General features: G+C 64.3%; 14 protein-coding genes and 3 pseudogenes. 10 read left to right on the top strand and 7 right to left on the bottom strand.

The genetic code is table 11. The features are described from left to right. Together glgP and IC50_RS03855 are read left to right on the top strand one after the other, a co-directional pair. The coding region (glgP, locus tag IC50_RS03860; RefSeq protein ID WP_035700628.1) for a glycogen/starch/alpha-glucan family phosphorylase at positions 1–1,361 on the top strand (1,361 nt) is incomplete at its 5' end. A 211-nt stretch (positions 1,362–1,572) separates the two neighbouring features. Further along, positions 1,573–2,388: an acyl-CoA thioesterase gene (locus IC50_RS03855; protein WP_035700626.1), complete on the top strand. Its 816-nt coding sequence runs from the start codon at positions 1,573–1,575 to the stop codon at positions 2,386–2,388. Positions 2,389–2,612: 224 nt separating this feature from the next. On the opposite strand, the gene IC50_RS03850 is transcribed toward IC50_RS03855, so the two are convergent. From IC50_RS03850 to IC50_RS03840, 3 genes and pseudogenes are all read right to left on the bottom strand, one after another. Beyond that, positions 2,613–4,229, bottom strand: a complete 1,617-nt coding sequence (locus IC50_RS03850) for a phosphoenolpyruvate carboxykinase (protein ID WP_035700623.1) — start codon at positions 4,227–4,229, stop codon at positions 2,613–2,615. Positions 4,230–4,514: 285 nt separating this feature from the next. Next, a pseudogene (locus IC50_RS03845) lies at positions 4,515–6,844 on the bottom strand (CHAT domain-containing protein). A gap of 79 nt (positions 6,845–6,923) precedes the next feature. Beyond that, positions 6,924–7,673 carry a HugZ family pyridoxamine 5'-phosphate oxidase gene (locus tag IC50_RS03840; RefSeq protein WP_035700622.1) on the bottom strand — a complete coding sequence of 250 codons (750 nt, stop codon included), beginning with the start codon at positions 7,671–7,673 and terminating at the stop codon, positions 6,924–6,926. Positions 7,674–7,914: 241 nt separating this feature from the next. Here IC50_RS03840 and IC50_RS03835 point away from each other — a divergent pair, with 241 nt between their 5' ends. The 5 genes from IC50_RS03835 to IC50_RS03815 all read left to right on the top strand — a co-directional run bounded on the left by IC50_RS03835 (position 7,915) and on the right by IC50_RS03815 (position 11,997). After that, positions 7,915–8,616 carry a response regulator transcription factor gene (locus IC50_RS03835; RefSeq protein ID WP_008542552.1) on the top strand — a complete coding sequence of 234 codons (702 nt, stop codon included), beginning with the start codon at positions 7,915–7,917 and terminating at the stop codon, positions 8,614–8,616. A 199-nt stretch (positions 8,617–8,815) separates the two neighbouring features. Then, positions 8,816–10,612, top strand: a complete 1,797-nt coding sequence (locus IC50_RS03830; protein WP_035700620.1) for a sensor histidine kinase — start codon at positions 8,816–8,818, stop codon at positions 10,610–10,612. A gap of 11 nt (positions 10,613–10,623) precedes the next feature. Further along, positions 10,624–11,148 carry an HPr kinase/phosphorylase gene (locus tag IC50_RS03825; protein ID WP_035700636.1) on the top strand — a complete coding sequence of 175 codons (525 nt, stop codon included), beginning with the start codon at positions 10,624–10,626 and terminating at the stop codon, positions 11,146–11,148. 133 nt (positions 11,149–11,281) lie between these two features. Continuing rightward, complete coding sequence (locus IC50_RS03820) at positions 11,282–11,683, top strand: PTS sugar transporter subunit IIA (protein WP_007597752.1); 402 nt, start codon at positions 11,282–11,284, stop codon at positions 11,681–11,683. Beyond that, positions 11,680–11,997 carry an HPr family phosphocarrier protein gene (locus IC50_RS03815; protein ID WP_035700617.1) on the top strand — a complete coding sequence of 106 codons (318 nt, stop codon included), beginning with the start codon at positions 11,680–11,682 and terminating at the stop codon, positions 11,995–11,997. Before IC50_RS03820 ends, IC50_RS03815 begins: the two co-directional genes overlap by 4 nt. 115 nt (positions 11,998–12,112) lie before the next feature. On the opposite strand, the gene IC50_RS03810 is transcribed toward IC50_RS03815, so the two are convergent. Then, positions 12,113–13,738: a glycosyltransferase family 39 protein gene (locus IC50_RS03810; protein ID WP_035700615.1), complete on the bottom strand. Its 1,626-nt coding sequence runs from the start codon at positions 13,736–13,738 to the stop codon at positions 12,113–12,115. Positions 13,739–13,853: 115 nt separating this feature from the next. On the opposite strand from IC50_RS03810, the gene lepA reads away from it, so the two are divergent. Then, on the top strand, positions 13,854–15,665 hold the full coding sequence (lepA, locus tag IC50_RS03805) for a translation elongation factor 4 (protein WP_035700612.1): 1,812 nt from the start codon (positions 13,854–13,856) through the stop codon (positions 15,663–15,665). 294 nt (positions 15,666–15,959) lie between these two features. Here the strand turns inward: lepA and IC50_RS03800 are convergent, their stop codons facing one another. The 3 genes and pseudogenes from IC50_RS03800 to IC50_RS03790 all read right to left on the bottom strand — a co-directional run bounded on the left by IC50_RS03800 (position 15,960) and on the right by IC50_RS03790 (position 18,947). Next, positions 15,960–16,976: a methyltransferase gene (locus IC50_RS03800; RefSeq protein WP_035700609.1), complete on the bottom strand. Its 1,017-nt coding sequence runs from the start codon at positions 16,974–16,976 to the stop codon at positions 15,960–15,962. Between the two features lie 25 nt (positions 16,977–17,001). Then, positions 17,002–17,838: pseudogene (locus tag IC50_RS03795) on the bottom strand (Bug family tripartite tricarboxylate transporter substrate binding protein). 134 nt (positions 17,839–17,972) lie between these two features. After that, complete coding sequence (locus IC50_RS03790; protein ID WP_063826443.1) at positions 17,973–18,947, bottom strand: DUF1127 domain-containing protein; 975 nt, start codon at positions 18,945–18,947, stop codon at positions 17,973–17,975. A gap of 164 nt (positions 18,948–19,111) precedes the next feature. Here IC50_RS03790 and IC50_RS41035 point away from each other — a divergent pair, with 164 nt between their 5' ends. Both IC50_RS41035 and IC50_RS43990 read left to right on the top strand, forming a co-directional pair. After that, positions 19,112–19,276 (top strand): hypothetical protein, encoded by a 165-nt coding sequence (locus IC50_RS41035; protein ID WP_157460817.1) that lies wholly within the window; start codon positions 19,112–19,114, stop codon positions 19,274–19,276. A gap of 237 nt (positions 19,277–19,513) precedes the next feature. Continuing rightward, a pseudogene (locus IC50_RS43990) lies at positions 19,514–20,338 on the top strand (winged helix-turn-helix domain-containing protein); the annotation flags it as partial. Between the last annotated feature and the right edge of the window lie 337 nt (positions 20,339–20,675).

The raw sequence follows: 20,675 nt of genomic DNA, 5'->3' as shown, positions 1-20,675 counted from the left end.
TCGAGCGGCTGCTGCCGCGGCATCTCGAGATCATCTACCGCATCAACGTGCAGCATCTGGCGCTGGCGGAGGCGCGCTGCCCCGGCGACATCGACTTCCGCGCCTCGGTCTCGCTGATCGACGAGAAGAGCGGGCGCCGCGTGCGCATGGGCCAGCTCGCCTTCGTCGGCTCGCACCGCATCAACGGCGTTTCGGCGATGCATTCGGACCTGATGCGCGAGACCGTGTTCCACGATCTCAACCACCTCTATCCCGGCCGCATCACCAACAAGACCAACGGCATCACCTTCCGCCGCTGGCTGATGCTGGCGAACCCGAAGCTGACCGACCTGTTGCGCGAGACCTGCGGCGAGGCCGTGCTCGACGATCCCACCCAGCTCTCGCTGATCGAGGCGCGCGCCAGCGACGTCGAGTTCCAGAAGAAGTTCCGCAGCGTCAAGCACCACAACAAGACACAACTCGCCCGCCTGATCGGCGAGCGGCTCGGCATCAAGGTCGACCCGGGCGCGCTGTTCGACGTGCAGATCAAGCGCATCCACGAGTACAAGCGCCAGCTGCTCAACATCATCGAGACGGTCGCGCTGTACCAGTCGATCAAGGACGACCCCAACGGCAATTGGGTGCCGCGGGTGAAGATCTTCGCCGGCAAGGCGGCGGCCAGCTACCGCTATGCCAAGCTGATCATCAAGCTGATCAACGACGTCGCGGAGGTCGTCAACAACGATCCCGCGATCGGCGGCAAGCTCAAGGTCGTGTTCCTGCCCGACTACAATGTCAGCCTCGCCGAGGTGATCATTCCCGCCGCCGATCTCTCCGAGCAGATCTCCACCGCCGGCATGGAGGCCTCCGGCACCGGCAACATGAAGCTGGCGCTCAACGGCGCCATCACCATCGGCACGCTCGACGGCGCCAATATCGAGATCCGCGACCAGGTCGGCGCGGAGAACATCGCGATCTTCGGCATGGAAGCCGGCGACGTGATGATCCGGCGCAAGCAGGGGCTGGACGCCTCCGACATCATCCGCAACTCGCCGAAGCTCCAGCGCGCCATCAACGCGATCGGCACCGGCGAGTTTTCGCCCGGCGATCCCGGCCGCTTCGAATCCATCGCGCATGCGCTGCGCTATCTCGACCACTACATGGTCAGCGCCGATTTCGATTCCTATTACGAGGCGCAGCGCGCGGTCGATGCGCGCTGGCTGGTCTCGCCGGCCTGGACGCGCGCCTCTATCCTCAACGTCGCGCGCATGGCCTGGTTCTCCTCGGACCGCACCATCCGCGAATATGCCGAGGAGATCTGGAACGTGCCGGTCAACCCGACCACGCCCGTGCTCCCGGACCTGCGCGACGCCGCGAGCTGATTTTCCGCGGCGTGGAAGCGGCGTTACCCGATACGTAATTGCACAGGCAGGCAATGGCTGTGATATGACGACCGTCATTCCGGGACGGCTCGCAGAGCCGAACTATGGTACGCAATTGCGTACCTGAGAATCTCGAACTTCCGGGTTCGATGCTCCGGGCCGCGCTAAGCGGTCCCGTCGCATCGCCCCGGAATGACAGACGGAAACACAAATGCACGCCAAGCTCCCGCATCCCTTCGACGACGCTACGCGCATCACCGCCGGTGACTCCAGCTGGCAGGGTCACACCAGCGACGATTACTGGGCCTTCGTCGGCCCGTTCGGCGGCGCCACCGCCGCGACGATCCTGCGCGCGCTGATCGAGCATCCGCAACGCGCCGGCGATCCGCTCGCACTCACCGTCAATTACTGCGCGCCGATCGCCAAGGGCCCGTTCGATCTCGACGTGCGACTGGTCAAGGCCAATCGCTCCAGCCAGCATTGGAGCGTCGAGCTCAGCCAGGGCGGCGGCGAGGTCGCGACGCTCGCCACCGCGGTGTTCGCCGAGCGGCGGCCGTCCTGGGAGCACCGGGTGGCGCAATATCCTGAAACAAAGCCGTTCGAAGAGACGATGCCGTTTCCAAAAATCTCGGCGTCCTGGGCCAACCAGTACGAATTCCGTTTCGTCGAGGGCGAGATGCGGATCGGCCCGCAGCAGGCCGAGCTCGCCAGCACCTATTCGAAGATCTGGATCAGCGACCGTACCCCGCGCAAGCTCGACATGCTGTCGCTGATGTCGATGTCGGACGCCTTCTTCGGCCGCATCTTCCATGCCCGCCGCGAGCTGGTGCCGTTCGGCACGGTGTCGCTGACGACGTATTTCCACACCGACGGCGAGGAGCTCGCCACTGAAGACATCACGCGCGTGCTGGCGACGGCCGACTCGAAGATCATGCACAAGAGCTACGCCGACCAGAACGCCGAGCTGTGGTCGCCGAACGGCAGGCTGCTCGCGACTACGACGCAGATCGCGTATTTCAAGGCGTGACTCTCTCCCCAATGTCGTCCCCGCGAAGGCGAGGACCCAGGGAGAAGTTTGGCGAAGATTCGGAGTGATCTTCTTCGCTGGCACTTGCACCGCACTCCCTCGATAGATCACGCGGTATGGGTCCCCGCGTTCGCAGGGACGACACTGAGGGTGTGGTTCGCGCCAGTGCCACAAACAAAAAGGGCGGCCTCACGGCCGCCCTTCCGTATTCAAGAGAGAGAGATCTACTCCGCCGCGAGCTTCACGTCCGGCGCCGCGGCACGCACCTCGGCATCGACCTGGGCTTCGAACTTGGCGAAGTTCTTCTGGAACATGCCGACCAGGGCGCGGGCGGTCTTGTCGAACTCGTCCTTGTCCTTCCAGGTGTTGACCGGGTTGAGGATCTCGGCCGGCACGCCCGGCAGCGCAGTCGGGACCGCGAAGCCAAAATATTTGTCGGTGCGGAATTCGACATTGCGAAGCGAGCCGTCGAGCGCGGCGGTGAGCAGCGCGCGCGTCACCTTGATCGGCATGCGGCTGCCAGTGCCGTACTTGCCGCCGGTCCACCCGGTGTTGACCAGCCAGCAATCGACATTGTGCTGGGCGATGAGGTCGCGCAGCATGTTGCCGTAGACCGAGGGGTCGAGCGGCAGGAAGGGCGAGCCGAAGCAGGTCGAGAATTCCGGCTGCGGCTCGTTGCCGAGCCCGCGCTCGGTGCCGGCGACCTTGGCGGTGTAGCCGGAGAGGAAGTGATACATCGCCTGCGCCGGCGAGAGCTTTGCGATCGGCGGCAGCACGCCGAAGGCGTCGGCGGCGAGCATCACCACGTTCTTCGGCTGCGGCGCGCGGCCGGTGCGCGAGGCGTTCGGGATGAAGTCGAGCGGGTACGCGGAACGCGTGTTCTCGGTCTTGGAGCCGTCGTCGAAATCGACCACGCGGGTGTCTTCGTCGAGCACGCAGTTCTCGAGCACCGCGCCGAAGCGCGTGCTTGCGGCATAGATCTGCGGCTCGGCCTCCTTCGACAGCTTGATGCACTTGGCATAGCAGCCGCCCTCGAAATTGAAGACGCCGTTCGGGCCCCAGCCGTGCTCGTCGTCGCCGATCAGCGTGCGGTTGGGATCGGCCGACAGCGTGGTCTTGCCGGTGCCCGACAGCCCGAAGAAGATCGCGGTGTCGCCCTTGGCGCCGACATTGGCCGAGCAGTGCATCGGCATCACGCCGCGCTCGGGCAGATAGTAGTTCAGCGTGGTGAACACCGACTTCTTCATCTCGCCGGCATAATAAGACCCGCCGATCAGGACGATCTTGCGGGCGAAATCGATCGCGACCACGTTCTCCGAGCGCACGCCGTGGCGTTTAGGATCGGCGCGGAAGCTCGGCATGTCGATGATGGTGAGCTCCGGCACGAAGGTCGACAGCTCGATCGCCTCCGGACGGATCAGGAGCGTGCGGATGAACAGCGAGTGCCAGGCGAGCTCGGTGAACACGCGCGTCTTGATCCGGTAGGCCGGGTCGGCGCCGCCATAGAGGTCCTGCGCGAACAGCTTCCTGCCTTCGGCGTGCTTGAGGAAGTCCTGGTAGAGCGTCTCGAACTGCTCTGCGGTGATCGACTGGTTGCCGGCCCACCACATCTTCTTGTCGGTGGTGGCGTCGCGTACCGTGAACTTGTCCTTCGGGCTGCGCCCGGTGAACTCGCCAGTGTCGGCGCAGAGTGCGCCGTCGGCGGACAGCACCGCCTCACCCGCCGCGAGCGAGTATTGATAGAGTTGCGGCGCACCGAGGTTCCAGTGAACCTGCTCGAGATTCTTTAAGCCGAATTTGTCGGCGCCAAAGGCACCGTTGCGCACGCCCGTCTCTTGCACGAAAGAATCCTCCTAGAACCCGCGACACTCAGCGCGACCAAGTTTGGCGCCACCGCGGTCACCGTGATTATTGGGCCGTTCGGCCTCGGCTGAACGACCTAATACTGATGAACGCTGGCGTTGCCAAGCTGATCCCGCAGGATTTGGTTTATTCAAGGACCGCGCCAAACGTCGCGCATGTCAGCTCTGAGCAGGCACGTCACGAAATCACGAATGATCGCGCAACCAAATGCGCGTTTGCGCGTTACTCCCGATTATTGCGACGCACAATCCTCGCGTCGCCTCTTACCTGACCTCACCCTCGCCGATCAGGGCGAACGGCCCCCACATCGCCGGATAGGCGTTGCGCGGTGACGAAGCGTCGTCGAGATAGATTAACATGGCGCGGCGCAAGGCTTCGGCACGACCGATCTTTGGTTCGTTCTTGAGCTGCGCGAACGTCGACGTGGTCAGGCGGGCGGCAGCTTCCGAATCCACGGCCCAATGCGAAACCAGCAGCGCGCGGGCGCCTGCGTAGAAGAACGAACGCGCCAATCCCGACAGCGCTTCCGCGCCGGGCTTGTCGCCCGCGATGGTGTTGCAGGCGGACAGCACCACCCAATCGGCGTTGAGCTTGAGCTGGGCCACTTCGCTGGCCGTGAGAAGACCGTCGTCGAGCTCCGACGGCTGATCCGGAATGGAGAGTGCCAGCGAGGGCTCACCCAATCCCTTGACGTCGCCGGCAACGAGGCCGTGGGCGGCAAAGTAGATGATGCCGTATTGGGCAAGCGCTGCATACTTCAGCGTCGTTTCGCTGGCATCGCGTCCGAGATGGATGTCGGCATCGGTGGCGCCGACGTCCCTCGCCACCGCATTCAGCTCATCGGCGGTATCGGGCAGTTGGGGCAACGCCTGCGCCAGCCGCGCGCGATCGACGCCTGCGCCGCGCCAGAACTCGGCATAGGCCATCGTCGCGATGCTGCGCGCGGCGACCTTGCCGCTCGCGGCCCGCCGGCCGGCGGGCCCTTCGGCGGCTGGGTCGAACACGGGATCGCCGAAGCCGGTCATCGGCTTGACGCCTTGATCCCTGCGGGCGAAGGCGCGCAGCGATTTCAGGGAGATCACCGACGGCAGCACCGAGACGGCCTGACGCCGCAGCAGCCAGGCGGCGTCGCGATAGCCCTCGAGCCTGTCCGGGATCGCAGCCTGCGGCTTCTCCGTGACCAGCAGATGAAACGGCAATGCGGTCAGCGCCGCCGACGGCACGACCAGCAGGTTGCGCTTGTCCTTTGTCAGCGCCTCGACCGGGCCGAGCAGCGCGACATAGAGCTCGCTCGCGAGCGCAAGGTCGAACAGCCCCGATTTGCCGGAGGCATCGCGCGCCTTTCCGACATCCAATCCCTTACGGAAAGCAGCTACCTTCTGCGCCAGCGCATCGGCGCTGAGAGAAATCTCCTTCCAGTCGGCGCCCTCGCGCGTGATCGCGACGACATGGCTCTGCTTGTCGACGACGGAATAGATCACCATCGCCTCGTCTGCCGACAGCAGCGGCTGGATGTCCTTCACCGCCAGCGGCAGCGGGTCGGAGAGCGAGGCATAGTCGGGAAACTCGACGGCGAGCGTCTTCTGCAACCCTTTGCGCGCGCTCGCGATCGCCGCGATCCGCGCGCGGCTGCGCTGCTCGGCCGCAGCGTCGCGTTGGGCGGATTGCTTCGACACCGCGGCGATGATCGCCTCGTCGAGCGCTTCGGACTCGGCCGCGAGATCCTGATCCTTGCGCACGAGCTGGCGAGCCGGTCGCTGCCGGCGGCAAGCTCGGGATGATCCGGTCCGAATGCACGCTCGCGGATCGCCAGGGCGCGACGATAGAGCGGCTCGGCCTCGGCATAGCGCTGCTGGTGCTCGTGGAGCCCGGCGAGATTGTTGAGCGAGCGCGCGACATCGGGATGATCCGGTCCCAGCACCTTTTCACGGATCGCGAGCGAGCGCCTGATCGGCGCTTCGGCATCGGCGTCGCGATTGAGGTCGCGATCGACCTGACCGATATTGTTCAGGACGGTCGCAACCGCGGGATGCTCGGGCCCGGCTGCTGTCTGATAGATCGCGAGCGAGCGCCGGAACAGCGGTTCAGCCTCGGCGAGGCGCCCCTGCTTCACATAGAGCGTGGCGAGATTGTTCAGGGCGCGGCCGACATCAGGATGCTCGCGCGACAGACTCTTTTCGCTGACGGCGAGCGCGCGCTTGAACAGCGGCTCGGCCTCGGTAAAGCGGCCCTGGCGTTGATACAGCGCGGCGAGATTGTTCAGCTCGGCCGCGATCAAGCCCGTGTCGAGGCCGAGCGCCTTTTCCATCAGCGCGATGGCGCGCTTGTAGACCGGCTCCGCCAGATCGTCGCGGCCCTGGCCGGCATGGACCTGGCCGAGATTGTTGAGCGCTGCGGACAGGTCGCGATCGTCGCTGGCCTTCTCCAGGCTCGCGACCATGGCTTGCGCCAGGGGTAACGCTTCCGCGTATTTGCCGGCCTGATTGAGCGCATTGATCCGCGCCCCCTGTGCGGCGAGATCGCCCTTCCGGGCAAGGACCGGGGTGGCGAGCAAGGTGGTGATCGCGAGCGCCAGACCCGCGGCCGATGCCATACGATGACGCGTCATGACCCCTCTCGCTGCGAGCCCGAAAACCATCACGGTCATGGGTCGCAGCGACGGGTAACGGCGTTCAAGTCGTGGTGCCCTGGTCCATCTTCATGCGCGCTTCGCCAGCGAGGCGGACCAGCATCTTGCGCAGCGCCGTGCCATCCGTCACACGCTCGGGAAAGTCCAGCCGCAGTGTGATTTGGTCGTCCTGCATGTCGAGGCCGTCAGGGTCACAGCCGGTGCAGCGCCAGTCGCCCTCGACGGCTTCGAGGAGCTTTGTTGCATAGAGATTCATGGCGTCGCGATGGTCGGCGTTCATGTGCTCGACGGCGCTCGCTTCGGCCGCGAGCAGATCATCTGCTCCGGTAAGGTCCGTGAGGAACTGATCAGGCGTGAGGTCGACGATCCGGCCGAAGCCCGCGACCAGATGAGTTCCCGTGGGTCGGATCCGGAAGAAGGAGAAATCCTTAAACGAAACAAAGCCCTCGGCCGAGGGATGGGCACTTAGATACCGCCGCTGAAGCAGATCCTTGTCGGTATCGGCCTCCTCCGCCCGGCCTGACAGCATGATCCGCGCGCCTTCGAGGGGATCGCCGGCCACGCGCTCGTCGAGCATCAGCGAGACCCTGGGGTCCGCGAGGATGTTCCGGGTATGCACGGCCAGGCGCGAGATCAGGAGGATCGGCGAGCCATCGGGGTGGCTGGCGAGGTTGACCAGGGAGCAATAGGGATCACCGCTGCCGACCATCAGCGTCGCCAGGGCTCCTTGCCGGGATCGCCGCAGGAGCGATTTGGCGAGCGTTCCGGGGTCGAAATTGCGAGTCGGTTGCATCGGCTTTCTCGGGTCAGGTGGTTGCATGGGGGGCCTTTTTTCGGGTAAACCGGGGCCCGGTTATGGGTCGAGACGCGGCGAATCTGCCGTGTTTCGTGGAACTTGGTCACACTTCAGCCCAGCTTGCATTGCTCGGTGACAAGGTTCGAACGCCAACTTTGGCACCCATGTATGCGGCGCATCACTGGATTGCTCGCCGTTTCAAGCCACGACCCAAACGGAAAGCAGAAAGCAGAGGCTCATGCCCACAATCGCTTTGGTCGACGACGACCGCAACATTCTCACATCCGTCTCGATCGCGCTGGAAGCCGAAGGCTACCGCATCATGACTTACACCGACGGCGCCTCCGCGCTCGACGGCTTCCGCACCACCCAGCCCGATCTTGCCATCCTCGACATCAAGATGCCGCGCATGGACGGCATGGAGACGCTGCGCCGTCTCAGGCAGAAATCCGACCTGCCGGTGATCTTCCTCACCTCGAAGGACGAGGAGATCGACGAGCTGTTCGGCCTCAAGATGGGCGCCGACGACTTCATCCGCAAACCGTTCTCGCAGCGCCTCCTCGTCGAACGCGTCAAGGCGGTGCTGCGCCGGTCGGCGCCGAAGGACCCGACCGTCGCGCCGAAGGAGAACGACGCCAAGGCGCTCGACCGCGGCCTGCTGCGCATGGATCCGGAACGCCATACCTGTACCTGGAAGAACGAGCCGGTGACGCTGACCGTCACCGAATTCCTGATCCTGCAGGCGCTCGCGACCCGGCCCGGCGTGGTGAAGAGCCGCAACGCGCTGATGGACGCCGCCTATGACGACCAGGTCTACGTCGACGACCGCACCATCGACAGCCACATCAAGCGGCTGCGCAAGAAGTTCAAGGTGGTCGACAACGAGTTCGAGATGATCGAGACGCTTTACGGCGTCGGCTACCGTTTCAAGGAAGCCTGAAGCTCACCCAGCTTCGCGACGAGAGCATCGCCGGTTCCGATTCCATCGGGACCGCGATCGCTCCAAAGCGCGATGAGATCATCGCGCTTCAGGTTATCGTTTGAGCATGATCTTTTCGGAAAACCGCTACACACTTTTCCGGATCATGCTCTAGGATGCGGGGACCTTCTCGCAAGCTGTCCTAACGCGGGCGTAAGCATTGCTTGACCGAACGCAGCCTGATCCAAACCAGAGCGCCGGGGATATCGCATCCGACGGCGTTCCGGAGCACGTCGCCGATGACAAGCCGCAGGGCTGGCGGCCGCTGAACTGGGTAAAGCGCGCCGGGCAGTTCTTCTTTGCGCTGTCCTTCTCGAGCCTGACCCGCCGCATCGTCTCGCTCAACCTCGCCGGTCTCGTCGCGCTGGTGGCGAGCATCCTGTATCTGTCGCAATTCCGCGCCGGCCTGATCGATGCGCGCGCGCAGAGCCTTTTGGTGCAGGCCGAGATCATCGCCGGCGCGATCGCGGCCTCCGCGACCGTGCAGACCAACGCGATCACCATCGACCCCGACCGGCTGCTCGACCTCAAGCCGGGCGAGACCTATGGCGGCCCAGACGAATATTCGCCCCTGGACTTCCCGATCAATCCGGAGCGCGTGGCGCCGGTGCTGCGCACGCTGATCTCGCCGACCAAGACGCGCGCCCGCATCTACGACCCGAACGGCAGCCTGCTGGTCGACAGCCGCAATCTCGAAAACGTGCTGCGCTACGACCTGCCGCCGCCGGCCGAGAAGCCCGGTATCGTCGAGCGCGGCATGGTCGCGGTGCGCACCTGGCTGAACCGCGGCGACCTGCCGCTCTATCGCGAGCTCGGGCCCGAGAACGGCAATGGCTATGCGGAGGTGAGCGACGCGCTTCAGGGCCAGAAGCGCTCGATGGTGCGGGTCAATGCGCGCGGCGAGGTGATCGTGTCGGTCGCGGTCCCTGTGCTGCGCTCGCGCGCGATCCATGGCGCCTTGATGCTGTCGACGCAAGGCGACGACATCGACCAGATGGTCACCGCCGAGCGCCTCGCCATCCTGAAGGTCGGCGGCGTCGCCGCCGCCGTCATGATCATGCTGTCGCTGTTGCTCGCGAGCACGATCGCCGGGCCCGTGCGCCGGCTCGCCGACAGCGCCGAGCGCGTCCGCCGCCGCATCAAGGCCCGCATCGAGATTCCCGATTTCACGCGCCGCCGCGACGAGATCGGCCACCTCTCCGGCGCGCTGCGCGACATGACCAGCGCGCTCTACAGCCGCATCGAGGCGATCGAGATGTTTGCCGCCGACGTCGCCCATGAATTGAAGAACCCGCTGACGTCGCTGCGCTCGGCGGTCGAGACGCTGCCGCTTGCGCGCAACGAGACCAGCCGCGCGCGCCTGCTCGAGGTGATCGAGCACGACGTCAAGCGGCTCGACCGGCTGATCTCCGACATCTCCGACGCCAGCCGCCTCGATGCCGAATTGCAGCGCCAGGACGCGATACCGGTCGACCTGCGCCGCCTGCTGACGACGCTGGCGTCAGTCGCCAATGAAACCAAGCTCGGCCACGACGTCGCGGTCGAGACGCGCTTCGAGGGCCGCAGCCCCACCGACGCCTTCGCCGTGACCGGCCACGATTCGCGGCTCGGGCAGGTGGTCTCCAACCTTCTCTCCAACGCACAATCGTTCTCGGAAGCCGGCAGCAAGGTGCGCCTCGCTTGCCGCCGCGCGCGTGGCGAGATCGAGATCGTGGTCGACGACGACGGCCCCGGCATTCGCGACGACGCGCTGGAGCGCATCTTCGAGCGTTTCTACACCGACCGTCCGCATCAGGGTTTTGGCCAGAACTCCGGCCTCGGCCTGTCGATCTCCAAGCAGATCATCGAAGCCCATGGCGGACGCATCTGGGCGGAGAACCGTCCCGGCCCACTGGATGCCGACGGCGCTCCGACCATTGCCGGCGCGCGCTTCGTGGTCAGGCTGCCGGCGCTATGAGCCAAGGTAGTTTGAACGATGGCGGGCCCAGCGTTCACGCCTCCGCAGTCAAGGTCGGGGCTTTTGCCGTGCTGATCCGCGGGCCCTCGGGCTCCGGCAAGTCGCGGCTTGCCTTTGATCTGATCATGGCGGGCCGCTCGGGCGTGGTCGAAAGGGCCGTTCTGGTCGGTGATGACCGTGTCCATCTGGCGACAGTCGGCCATGAAATTGAGGTCCGCCCCGCGCCGGTATTGGCCGGCCTGATCGAGATCCGGGGCCTGGGAATCCGCCGCTGCGACTTCGTGGAGCATGCGACCGTCGGTCTCGTGGTCGATCTGGACGCCGCCGACGCGGAGCGCCTGCCTGCGGCGGAATCGTTGAAAACCAGCATTTCCGGTGTCGAAATACCGCGAATTCCCGTCGGGCGCGACCATTCGCCCCTCCCCTTGGTTGTTGCGGCCTTGACCACTACCAAGAGTTCATCTTCCGTTAATCCTTCCGGCGATTGTTTGAAGGGAAATGGTAACCATATGAACCTCACTATCGCGACCGAATAGACCGGCGCAGCTCCCCTTATCCATCCGTCTATATTCAGGGAGATACGCAACATCCCCTCTTGCGCGGGGGCTCTGGATGGTCAAAGTGGCGCGTTCGTGCGGTGCACCAAAAGCGCCCGCGAGGAGTTTTCCGATGATTGGTCTAGTACTTGTGACCCACGGGCGCCTTGCCGACGAATTCAAGGCGGCGCTTGAACATGTCATGGGTCCACAAAAGCAAATCGAAGCGATCACGATCGGCGCCGAAGATGATTCCGATCTCTGTCGAAGCGACATCATCGAGGCGGTCAATCGCGTCGATTCCGGTGACGGCGTTGCGATCCTTACCGACATGTTCGGCGGCACGCCCTCGAACCTTGCAATATCCTGCATGAGCCGCCCCAAGGTCGAAGTGCTCGCGGGCATCAATCTTCCCATGCTGGTGAAGCTCGCCAAGGTTCGCGAGGAGCGGCCGCTGCCGGACGCGATCGCGATGGCCCAGGAAGCGGGCCGCAAATACGTCACCATCGCCAGCCGCGTGCTCGCCGGCAAATGAGTGGCGAGGCGCCACAAGCGGGAACCGGCGTGCCCGCTGGCGCGATCTCCAAGGATCTCCTGATCGTCAACAAGCGCGGCCTGCACGCCCGCGCCTCCGCGAAATTCGTCCAGGCGGTGGAGCGCTTCGATGCGCAGGTGTGGGTGACGCGCGGCGGCGAGACCGTCGGCGGCACCTCGATCATGGGCCTGATGATGCTCGCCGCTGGTCCCGGCACGACGATCACTGTGGCCGCCGCCGGCACGGATGCCGAAGCCGCGCTCGCGGCGATCACCGAGCTCGTCGAGAGCAAGTTCAACGAGGAAGGGACTTAGGCCCGATTGTCATTCCGGGGCGATGCGCAGCATCGACCCCGGAATCTCGAGGTTCTCAGGTGCGCAAATGCGCACCGTAGCTCACGCTTCGCGTGCCCCGGAACGACAATAATCCTCACTTCGCCGGCGGCGCGATGTAGACGTTCCAGCTCATCGACGGACCGGCCTTGCCGTGGGTGAAGCGGCGCGTCGTCATCACGATGCGCTCGGCATTCGGCGCGGTCTCGGACACCCATTTCTCGAGCTTCGGCAGGCGTTCGTCGGTCGCATCGAACACGCCGATGAAGCCGTATCTCTTGACGTCGTCGAGCGAGGTCAGCCCGGAAGCCCAGGCTTCGTTCGGCGTGAACGGGCTGGGGTGATCGGGGCTGTAGAACACCATCGGCTGTATCGTTTCCATCGTTCCCACGACGACGGCCCAGCGCGAAGCGAAGCGCGCGTGCCAGGCCTGGGTCAGTTCGCGCGCCAGCTCCGAGCGCGCGCCATAGGTCGCGGTGTTGCCGGCATTGGCCGCCATCTCGCGTGCGGCGATCCAGGGCGAGGCGGCCAGCGTCGCGGCGCTGAGCACGAGCCAGATCGCGGCGATGTTGAACAGCGCGGCGCCCTGCACCCGCAACGCGGGAATCGCGACCAGCGCGAGCGGGACCAGGAAGAACAGCGAGATGCCCCAATCGGTCTTCATGTAGATGCTGAAGACCAGCGCGCCGAGCGGCGGGCCGAAGGCGACGATGATCTGGATGATCCAGACGTTGAGCGCCTGCGGGAGATTGACGCCGGAATTTCCGCCGCGCGCCCAGGCACGCGTGACGATGCGCAAGGGAGCGCGCAGCAGCAACCTGGCCCAAGGCGGCACCAGCGCCATGGCCAGCGCCGCGAGCGCCACCGGCAGCGCCAGCAGCGCGAAATTATGCACGAAGTAGCCGGCGACGAGCTGATGCACCTCGCTTTTGTCCTGGAGGCTGTAGGTGTCGCCGGCATAGGTCAGCGGCACGAAATGCGCATCCGCCAGCCAGACGACGTGCGGGATCATCGTCAGCACCATCGTCACGATGGCCACCCACGGCGCCGGCGACAGCAGGAATCTTGCGCGATCCGGATGGATCAGCGCGGCAAGGCCGATGGCGCCGATCATGGTCAGCACCCAATATTTGGTCATCAGCGCCAAGGCGCCGGCAAGCCCGAGCCAGATGCCGGACTGCCAGCTCCGCTTCTCGAACGCGTTGAGATAGGCAAGCACGAGCAGCGGCAAGGTGACGAGCTGCAGCAGATCCGGGTTGTACTTGAAACCCTTGAAATTGAAGATCGGGTAGAGCGCGATCATCACCACGACGAGGAACGCGCGCCGCGCATCCACCACGCGCAAGCTCACGAGCCAGCAGATCACCATGCCGACGCTCACCGTCGCCATCGCGAGCGCATAGGTCGCCCAGTCCGCCGCCGGGAACGCCTTGAACCAGAGGCCGGCCACCCAGCCCGACAGCGGCGGATGCTTGCCGTAGCCCCAGAGGAATTTCTGGCCCCAGCCATAGGCTTCTGCGACGTCCATGTGAACGTCCTGCGCCGCCTTCAGATTGATCAGGATGAAGGTCCAGAGCACCGCATGCAGGATGGCGAGCTGGATCACCAGCCAGAGGCGCGTCTCGGGCCGGATCGCGCAGGCAACCAGCCAGGCCCGGAAGCGGTCGTAACTCAAGCGGGTCTTCGCCCGCGCTCTGGCCGTGGGAAGAGAAGTGGTCGACATGGGGCGTTTGCGTAGCGCGTTTTGGCCCGTCTTGGAATCAGCTTGGCGTGAAGAAAGGCCCTGAAAATACAGCAATATGGTTGCCGCACGGGGATGTGAGTGGTATCCCGCGCCCATGACGACCGTCCCCATTTCCAACATCCGCAATTTCTCCATCGTCGCCCATATCGACCATGGCAAATCGACGCTGGCCGACCGCCTGATCCAGATGACCGGCGGCCTCTCCGACCGCGAGATGGCGGGCAAGGAGCAGGTGCTCGATTCCATGGACATCGAGCGCGAGCGCGGCATCACTATCAAGGCGCAGACGGTGCGCCTCTCGTATCGCGCCAAGGACGGCAAGGATTACATCTTCAACCTGATGGACACGCCCGGCCATGTCGACTTCGCCTACGAAGTCTCGCGGTCGCTGGCGGCGTGCGAAGGTTCCCTGCTAGTGGTCGACGCGAGCCAGGGCGTCGAGGCGCAGACGCTCGCCAACGTCTATCAGGCGCTCGACAACAATCACGAGATCGTCCCGGTCCTGAACAAGGTCGACCTGCCCGCCGCCGAGCCCGAGAAGGTCAAGCAGCAGATCGAGGACGTCATCGGCATCGACGCCTCCGACGCGGTGATGATCTCGGCCAAGACCGGCCTCGGCGTCCCCGACGTGCTGGAAGCCATCGTCACCCGCCTGCCGCCGCCGAAGGGCGATCGCGACGCGACCTTGAAGGCGCTTTTGGTCGACAGCTGGTATGATGTCTATCTCGGCGTCGTCGTGCTGGTGCGCATCGTCGACGGCACCATGAAGAAGGGCCAGCGCGTGCGCATGATGGGCACCGGCGCGGCCTACGATGTCGAGCGCGTCGGCTTCTTCACGCCGAAGATGCAGCAGGTCGACGAGCTCGGCCCCGGCGAGATCGGCTTCATCACCGCCGCGATCAAGGAAGTGGCCGACACCCGCGTCGGCGACACCATCACCGACGACAGGAAGCCGGTCACCGAAATGCTGCCGGGTTTCAAGCCGGCGATTCCCGTGGTGTTCTGCGGCCTGTTCCCGGTCGATGCCGACGATTTCGAGACGCTGCGCGCCGCCATGGGCAAGCTGCGGCTGAACGACGCCAGCTTCTCCTTCGAGATGGAAACCTCCGCCGCGCTCGGCTTCGGCTTCCGCTGCGGCTTCCTCGGCCTGTTGCACCTCGAGATCATCCAGGAGCGGCTGTCGCGCGAGTTCGACCTCAATCTGATCGCGACGGCGCCGAGCGTCATCTACAAGATGAAGCTCACCGACGGCACCGAGATCGAGATCCACAATCCCGTCGACATGCCCGACGTGGTCAAGATCGAGGAGATCCAGGAGCCCTGGATCGAGGCGACGATCATGACGCCGGACGAATATCTCGGCAGCGTGCTGAAGCTGTGCCAGGACCGCCGCGGCTCGCAGAAGGAGCTGACCTATGTCGGCTCCCGCGCCATGGTGAAATACGATCTGCCGCTCAACGAGGTCGTGTTCGACTTCTACGACCGCCTGAAGTCGGTCTCCAAGGGCTACGCCTCGTTCGACTATCACCTGACCGACTACAAGCCGGCCGATCTCGTCAAGATGCAGATCCTGGTCAATGCCGAGCCGGTCGACGCGCTCTCCATGCTGGTCCACCGCACCCGCGCCGAGGGGCGCGGCCGCGCCATGGTCGAGAAGATGAAGGAGCTGATCCCGCCGCACATGTTCCAGATCCCGATCCAGGCGGCGATCGGCGGCAAGGTGATCGCCCGCGAGACGGTGCGCGCGCTGCGCAAGGACGTCACCGCGAAATGTTACGGCGGCGACATCACCCGTAAACGAAAACTTCTGGAGAAGCAGAAGGAAGGCAAGAAGAAGATGCGGCAGTTCGGCAAGGTCGACATCCCGCAGGAAGCGTTCATCGCCGCGCTGAAGGTGGATAGCTGAGGCGGGGATGGCCGGGCCAAGTTCGGCCATGGCGACGAAGGCGAAACCAAATTTCGTGACAGGACAGGTCTGATCCGAGCCGTTCGGGCCGGACAACTAACCCGGACAACCAAAATGTCGAAAACAACCCCATGCACAGTAGACGGGGGCTTGTTGGGATTGAACTTTTTCGATTATCGGAATTCCGTTTGACCCGTCGGGCAAGACAGGGGGATGATGCCAGGATCGCAACGTATGTGACCGGCAGGGCCGGAGAACGCGACGCGGCACATTGAGGCTCGGTAGTTGGCGCAGTCAGTGTCCAACCTTTATGAATTGGAGCAAGCTGAACGAGCCGATACCACTCGTGCCGACGAAGGCAAAGCCGGCCGGGATGGCCAGCCTGAGATACTCGGCTTCCGTCCGCTCGCAACCGCCGGGCCCCCTCAGCATGTTGAGGTCGCTCATGGCGCAGGAGCGGTCCTGGGCCTCGGTCGTGGCAAGCTCCGGCATGATCCGCTCGATCACAATCAACGTTCCACTTGCCGGCAGCGCATCCCGGCAGTTGCGCAGAATGACCTCGCAACGATCGTCCTTCCAATTGTGCAGGATGCTCTTCATCAGGATCGTGTCCGCGCCGCCCGGAACCCTTTCAAAGAAACTTCCGGCGACGAAACGGCAGCGATCGGCGATGCCAAGCCGGTCAAAATGCGCATGCGCTCCAGCCTCGCAGCGCGCAAGGTCGAAGGCGATGCCCTCGAGATGTGGGTTGTGCATGAGTACACCGCCGATCAATTCGCCGGTGCCGGCACCGAGGTCCATGACAACGCGCGCGACCGCGAAGTCGTGGGCTGCAACGATCCTTGGAACAATGGACAGGGTGAGGTTGGCCATCGCGGCGTTGAACCGGCGGTTCCATTCCGGCGCATTGCTTGTCGCGGCATAGCGATCGTCGCCGTCGCCGCGCAACTCGCCCGCGCTCTTCCCGGAGCGAATCGAGTCGACCAGTCCGCTCCAGGACTGCGCCAGCATTTCGCCCTCAAAGAGAACCCAGTCCTTGAATGACGGATCGGCGGCCTCGTCGAGCTGCCGCCCGAGATCGGTCATGGCAAACCGGTCCCGGTCCACCTGCCTGCACAGGCCAAGTGTCGTCAGGCCCACGAGCAACCTGCGCAGCGCACTTGCATCGACGGACACCAGCCGGGCGAGTTCGGACACCGATTTCACCTCATTGCCGATCGCCTCGGCGAGATTGAGCTTCGCCGCCGCATAGATCACCGCGGTGATGCGATGCGACTGCACGAGATCATGCACGGACGCCCGCTGGCTCATGTGTTGCCTCCTGTCAAATGCCGCTTCAGTCGGTCGGGACGAACCCCGTTGCCTCGACGATCGCCTTCCACCGGTCGGATTCGGATGCGATCAGCCTGGCGAAGTCTTCCATGGCGATCGCGTCGGGCTCGACGGCCAGCTTTGCCATGCCGGCCTTGACTTCTTCGGTGCGCAAGGCCGCCTGGATCGCGGCGTTGAGCTTATCGACGATCGGCGCCGGTGTCTTGGCCGGAACGAAAAACGCAAACCATGTGAGGTCCTCGAGCGACGGATATCCGGCTTCCTGGACCGTCGGTACCACCGGAACGAGCGGGCAGCGGCGCGGCCCGGTGGTCGCCAGCGCGCGGAGATCACCGGACTGGACGAGCCCGAGCGAGCTGCCGATCGGCATGACGGTCGCAGCAATCACGCCCTTGACCAGATCCTGAATCGCACCGCCACCCTGATAGGGCACGTGAAGAAAGTCGAAGCCCCCGCTGCGGCCCAGCATCGTGCCGAGAAAATGCAGCGTGGTTCCGGCGCCCGGCGTGCCAAAGGTGGCGAGCTTCGGATTGGCGCGGCACTAAGCAACGAAATCCGCCAGCGTCTCGACGTCGGCCGGCACCTTCGGTCCGACCGTCAGCAATGTCGGCGACGAGGCGACGGCCGACACCGGCGTGAAATCCCGCGGATGGTATCTCAGGTTCTTGTAGACGTGCGGAAAGAATATCATGAACCCGAGCGGTGCGAACAGCAGGGCCGATCCATCCGCGTCGGCGCCCTTAACAGCCTCCACCGCGATGCGACCGCCTGCGCCCGGCCGGGTCTCAACCACGATGGCTTCCGCATAGCCGCTCATCTGTCCGGCCACGAGCCGCGCCATGGCGTCCTGTAGCCCAGGCGAGAAGCCCGTCACGATGTGTACGGTCTTTGAGAGCGGCTGTGCGAGCGCGCGCGGCACAAGATGCGTGGCGGTGAGCGCGGCAGCGGCGGTCGACAGCACGTCACGACGCGTGATCATCGCCTGTCTCCCTGACCAAGCCCGACGCTTCCGCGCGGGTTCTCCCTTTCGAACCTGACTATCGCGGCAGCATCCGCAGGCTCGGATATATCGGGTCGCACGAACACAAAACGGGACATCGCAGATATCTGCGCGTCCTCACGGCCATCCTGGCCGATCAGGACGAGGCCTGCTCCGCCATTGGCTACCGTCAGGACGACCGCTTCACCCGCCCACGTCTCGATAGGCTCCATCCCAATGATGAGAAACTCACCGATCGGCTGGTCCAAATATTGAAGTCTCAGCTGGGGCGCGATTTCGGGCGGCGCCAGAACGAAGCCGAGCTCTTGCGCGCGCGCATAGATCTCCCGCAGCGACGATGTCTCGCCCCGGAAGCCGAGCTCGGCAACCGACACGGTAACAAGCATGACTGCCGCCTTCCTGCTGCTCAGAGTAAAGGCCGGTCGGGCCAGTATCTCAGCCGCCGCGTTTCCGACGCCGCACCCCATTTCACTCATCGCGTTGCGAAGAGCGAAAGTATCCGTGAACGTACCGGTCAGGATCGTCTTCCACACTGAAACATCTGCAGCGTGGCCAACCGGAATGGCCGATCCAGGAGCTGGCGGAACTGATTTGACCGCCAGATGTCTTCGCAGGACATCTTGCGCAGTGCATTGAGCCTCGGCGCGATTTGCGGAAATCAGGCCAAGCAGGTGGAAGAGCAACAAGATCGCAAGCGCATTGCCAATGCGCCGGTGTGTCGAACAATGGGGCCTTGCGCTGGCTTGCTGCAAGGCAATGTAGTCAATCTCTGCGCGCGTCGCGCCGATATCCATCAGCTCCCGATCGCTGAGGGCACAGAGAGCGGCTCGCGCCTTCCGCCGTCTGCGGCGTTCCTGCCATGCACTCCAGAGCCGCAGGAAAAGGGTGGCTGCCTGTTGCGCAGGTGTGGCAGTCCGTCGCACCGGTGCAACGCCGTGGATGGCACTCATCGGCGATATCCCTTGGCGATACCTCTACCGATGGCAGGATGCCAGGATGTCGCCGGACACGCTTGACGGGCGGCTTACATTTTCCTGACCAGCGGCTTACTTTACGTCCCACCAGGTGCACGGGCGGCTTCATCCAACGGCGTGTTGGCTACAGGAGTGGCAACTTGCGCCATTCCTTCGATGAATACCTGCTCGACACGGATCGGCGCGAGCTGCATCGCGAGATTGATGCTGTTCCCGTTGCGCCACAGGTCTTCGACATTCTCGACTACTTGATAAATCGCGGGGAGGCGTGCGCGAGCGCAACGATCCGTCCTGCAAGCGCTTGAATGCAATCCAGATCTTCGTGCCAATCTGAGGAATCTGGCGCCGTTTCGCCGCGCAGATGACTTCGCGATCTTCGAGGAGGCTCTCCGCGAAGCGGGCCTTCCAGACAGGCGCGACGCTGCGCCCCCTGACGGGGCGGACTGCTTCGCGGCTTACATTTTCCCCGCCGAAGGCCTATTGTCCGCGGACAACTGCTCCCGCGCCCTCGGAGGATGGAGGGCAGGCCTGGAAATGGTGCCATGCGCTATTTCTTCGAGGACTGTGCGTTGGATACCGAGCGGCGCGAATTGCGACGCGGACCCGATGTCGTGCCGACGACACCCCAGGTTCTCGATCTGCTCGAACATCTGATCCGCAGCCGGGATCGCGTCGTCAGCAAGGACGATCTCGTCAACGCGATCTGGAACGGCCGGATCGTATCCGATGCCGCGTTGACGACCCGGCTGAACGCCGTCCGACGCGCGATCGGCGACTCCGGCCAGCAACAACGTCTTATCAAGACATTTCCACGAAAGGGCTTTCGTTTCGTGGGCGCCGTGCACGATGAGGATCGGCGACCAGCAACCGCTGCAGCGGCCACGGCTCTGGTGACCTCTGCCAGCGCTGTCGGCGGGCAGCGATCCGCTCGCCGGCTGGAGGACCTCAGGGGTCGTCTGAAGCTCGTCGGCAGAGTGCTGGCGTCGATCGCCGCCATCGGCGCAATCGCCGGCGGCGCTGCCGGATACTGGAATGTCTGGAACGCGGTCCGCACTGATGCAAAACGGGAAGCTCAAAACATCCAAGGACAACCGACAGTCAGGCCCGAGATCGCACCTCGTCTCTCTCTCGTCGTGTTGCCCTTCGCCAGCCTCAACGACGATCCGGCGCAGGACTCCTTTGCCGACGTTATCTCGACAGATTTGACGACCGATCTCGCGCGAACGGCCGCCACCATGGTTGTCGGACGCGATACTGCCTTCACCTACAGGAAGAAGCCGATCGATTTGCAGCAGCTCGGGACGAATCTCGGCATCCGCTGGGCCGTGCAGGGCGCGGTGAGACGCAACGGAGACCGGGTGCGGGTCAACGTATCTCTCACCGACCTTCAGACCACCCGTGACATCTGGTCAGATCGGTTCGACGGCGACCTCGCAAATCTGGCCGTCCTGCGCGAGACCATCACAGCGCGGCTCCTCTGCGTCGCACACCTGCACCTCCGTCAATATGAGGAAGCCTTCCAACAGTGCAGCCGCTCCTTGAATATGACCGGCGCGGACTTTCAAGCCTACATGAGTCTGATCTCGGCCCTCGGGTGGACGGGGCAAATGGAACGGACACGCGGAGGCAACGAAACTGCGGCGCAAAACACATCCTGAGTCCACGTGACTGCGATCCATGACACGTGCGGGCCATCGCTCGATC

The organism is Bradyrhizobium genomosp. I (2014), assembly GCF_000261685.1.
In the GTDB taxonomy this organism is placed as follows: Bacteria; Pseudomonadota; Alphaproteobacteria; order Rhizobiales; family Xanthobacteraceae; genus Bradyrhizobium.
The sequence above is the reverse complement of the archived record's forward strand: the minus strand, read 5'-3'. Positions and strand labels throughout refer to the sequence as shown.

Excerpts from the sequence above, each read along its gene's own strand:
- IC50_RS03855 (WP_035700626.1), top strand. The coding sequence starts at position 1,573 with ATGCACGCCAAGCTCCCGCATCCCTTCGACGACGCTACGCGCATCACC.
- IC50_RS03840 (WP_035700622.1), bottom strand. The coding sequence starts at position 7,673 with ATGCAACCGACTCGCAATTTCGACCCCGGAACGCTCGCCAAATCGCTC.
- IC50_RS03835 (WP_008542552.1), top strand. The coding sequence starts at position 7,915 with ATGCCCACAATCGCTTTGGTCGACGACGACCGCAACATTCTCACATCC.
- IC50_RS03820 (WP_007597752.1), top strand. The coding sequence starts at position 11,282 with ATGATTGGTCTAGTACTTGTGACCCACGGGCGCCTTGCCGACGAATTC.
- IC50_RS03815 (WP_035700617.1), top strand. The coding sequence starts at position 11,680 with ATGAGTGGCGAGGCGCCACAAGCGGGAACCGGCGTGCCCGCTGGCGCG.
- IC50_RS03810 (WP_035700615.1), bottom strand. The coding sequence starts at position 13,738 with ATGTCGACCACTTCTCTTCCCACGGCCAGAGCGCGGGCGAAGACCCGC.
- lepA (WP_035700612.1), top strand. The coding sequence starts at position 13,854 with ATGACGACCGTCCCCATTTCCAACATCCGCAATTTCTCCATCGTCGCC.
- IC50_RS03800 (WP_035700609.1), bottom strand. The coding sequence starts at position 16,976 with ATGAGCCAGCGGGCGTCCGTGCATGATCTCGTGCAGTCGCATCGCATC.
- IC50_RS03790 (WP_063826443.1), bottom strand. The coding sequence starts at position 18,947 with ATGAGTGCCATCCACGGCGTTGCACCGGTGCGACGGACTGCCACACCT.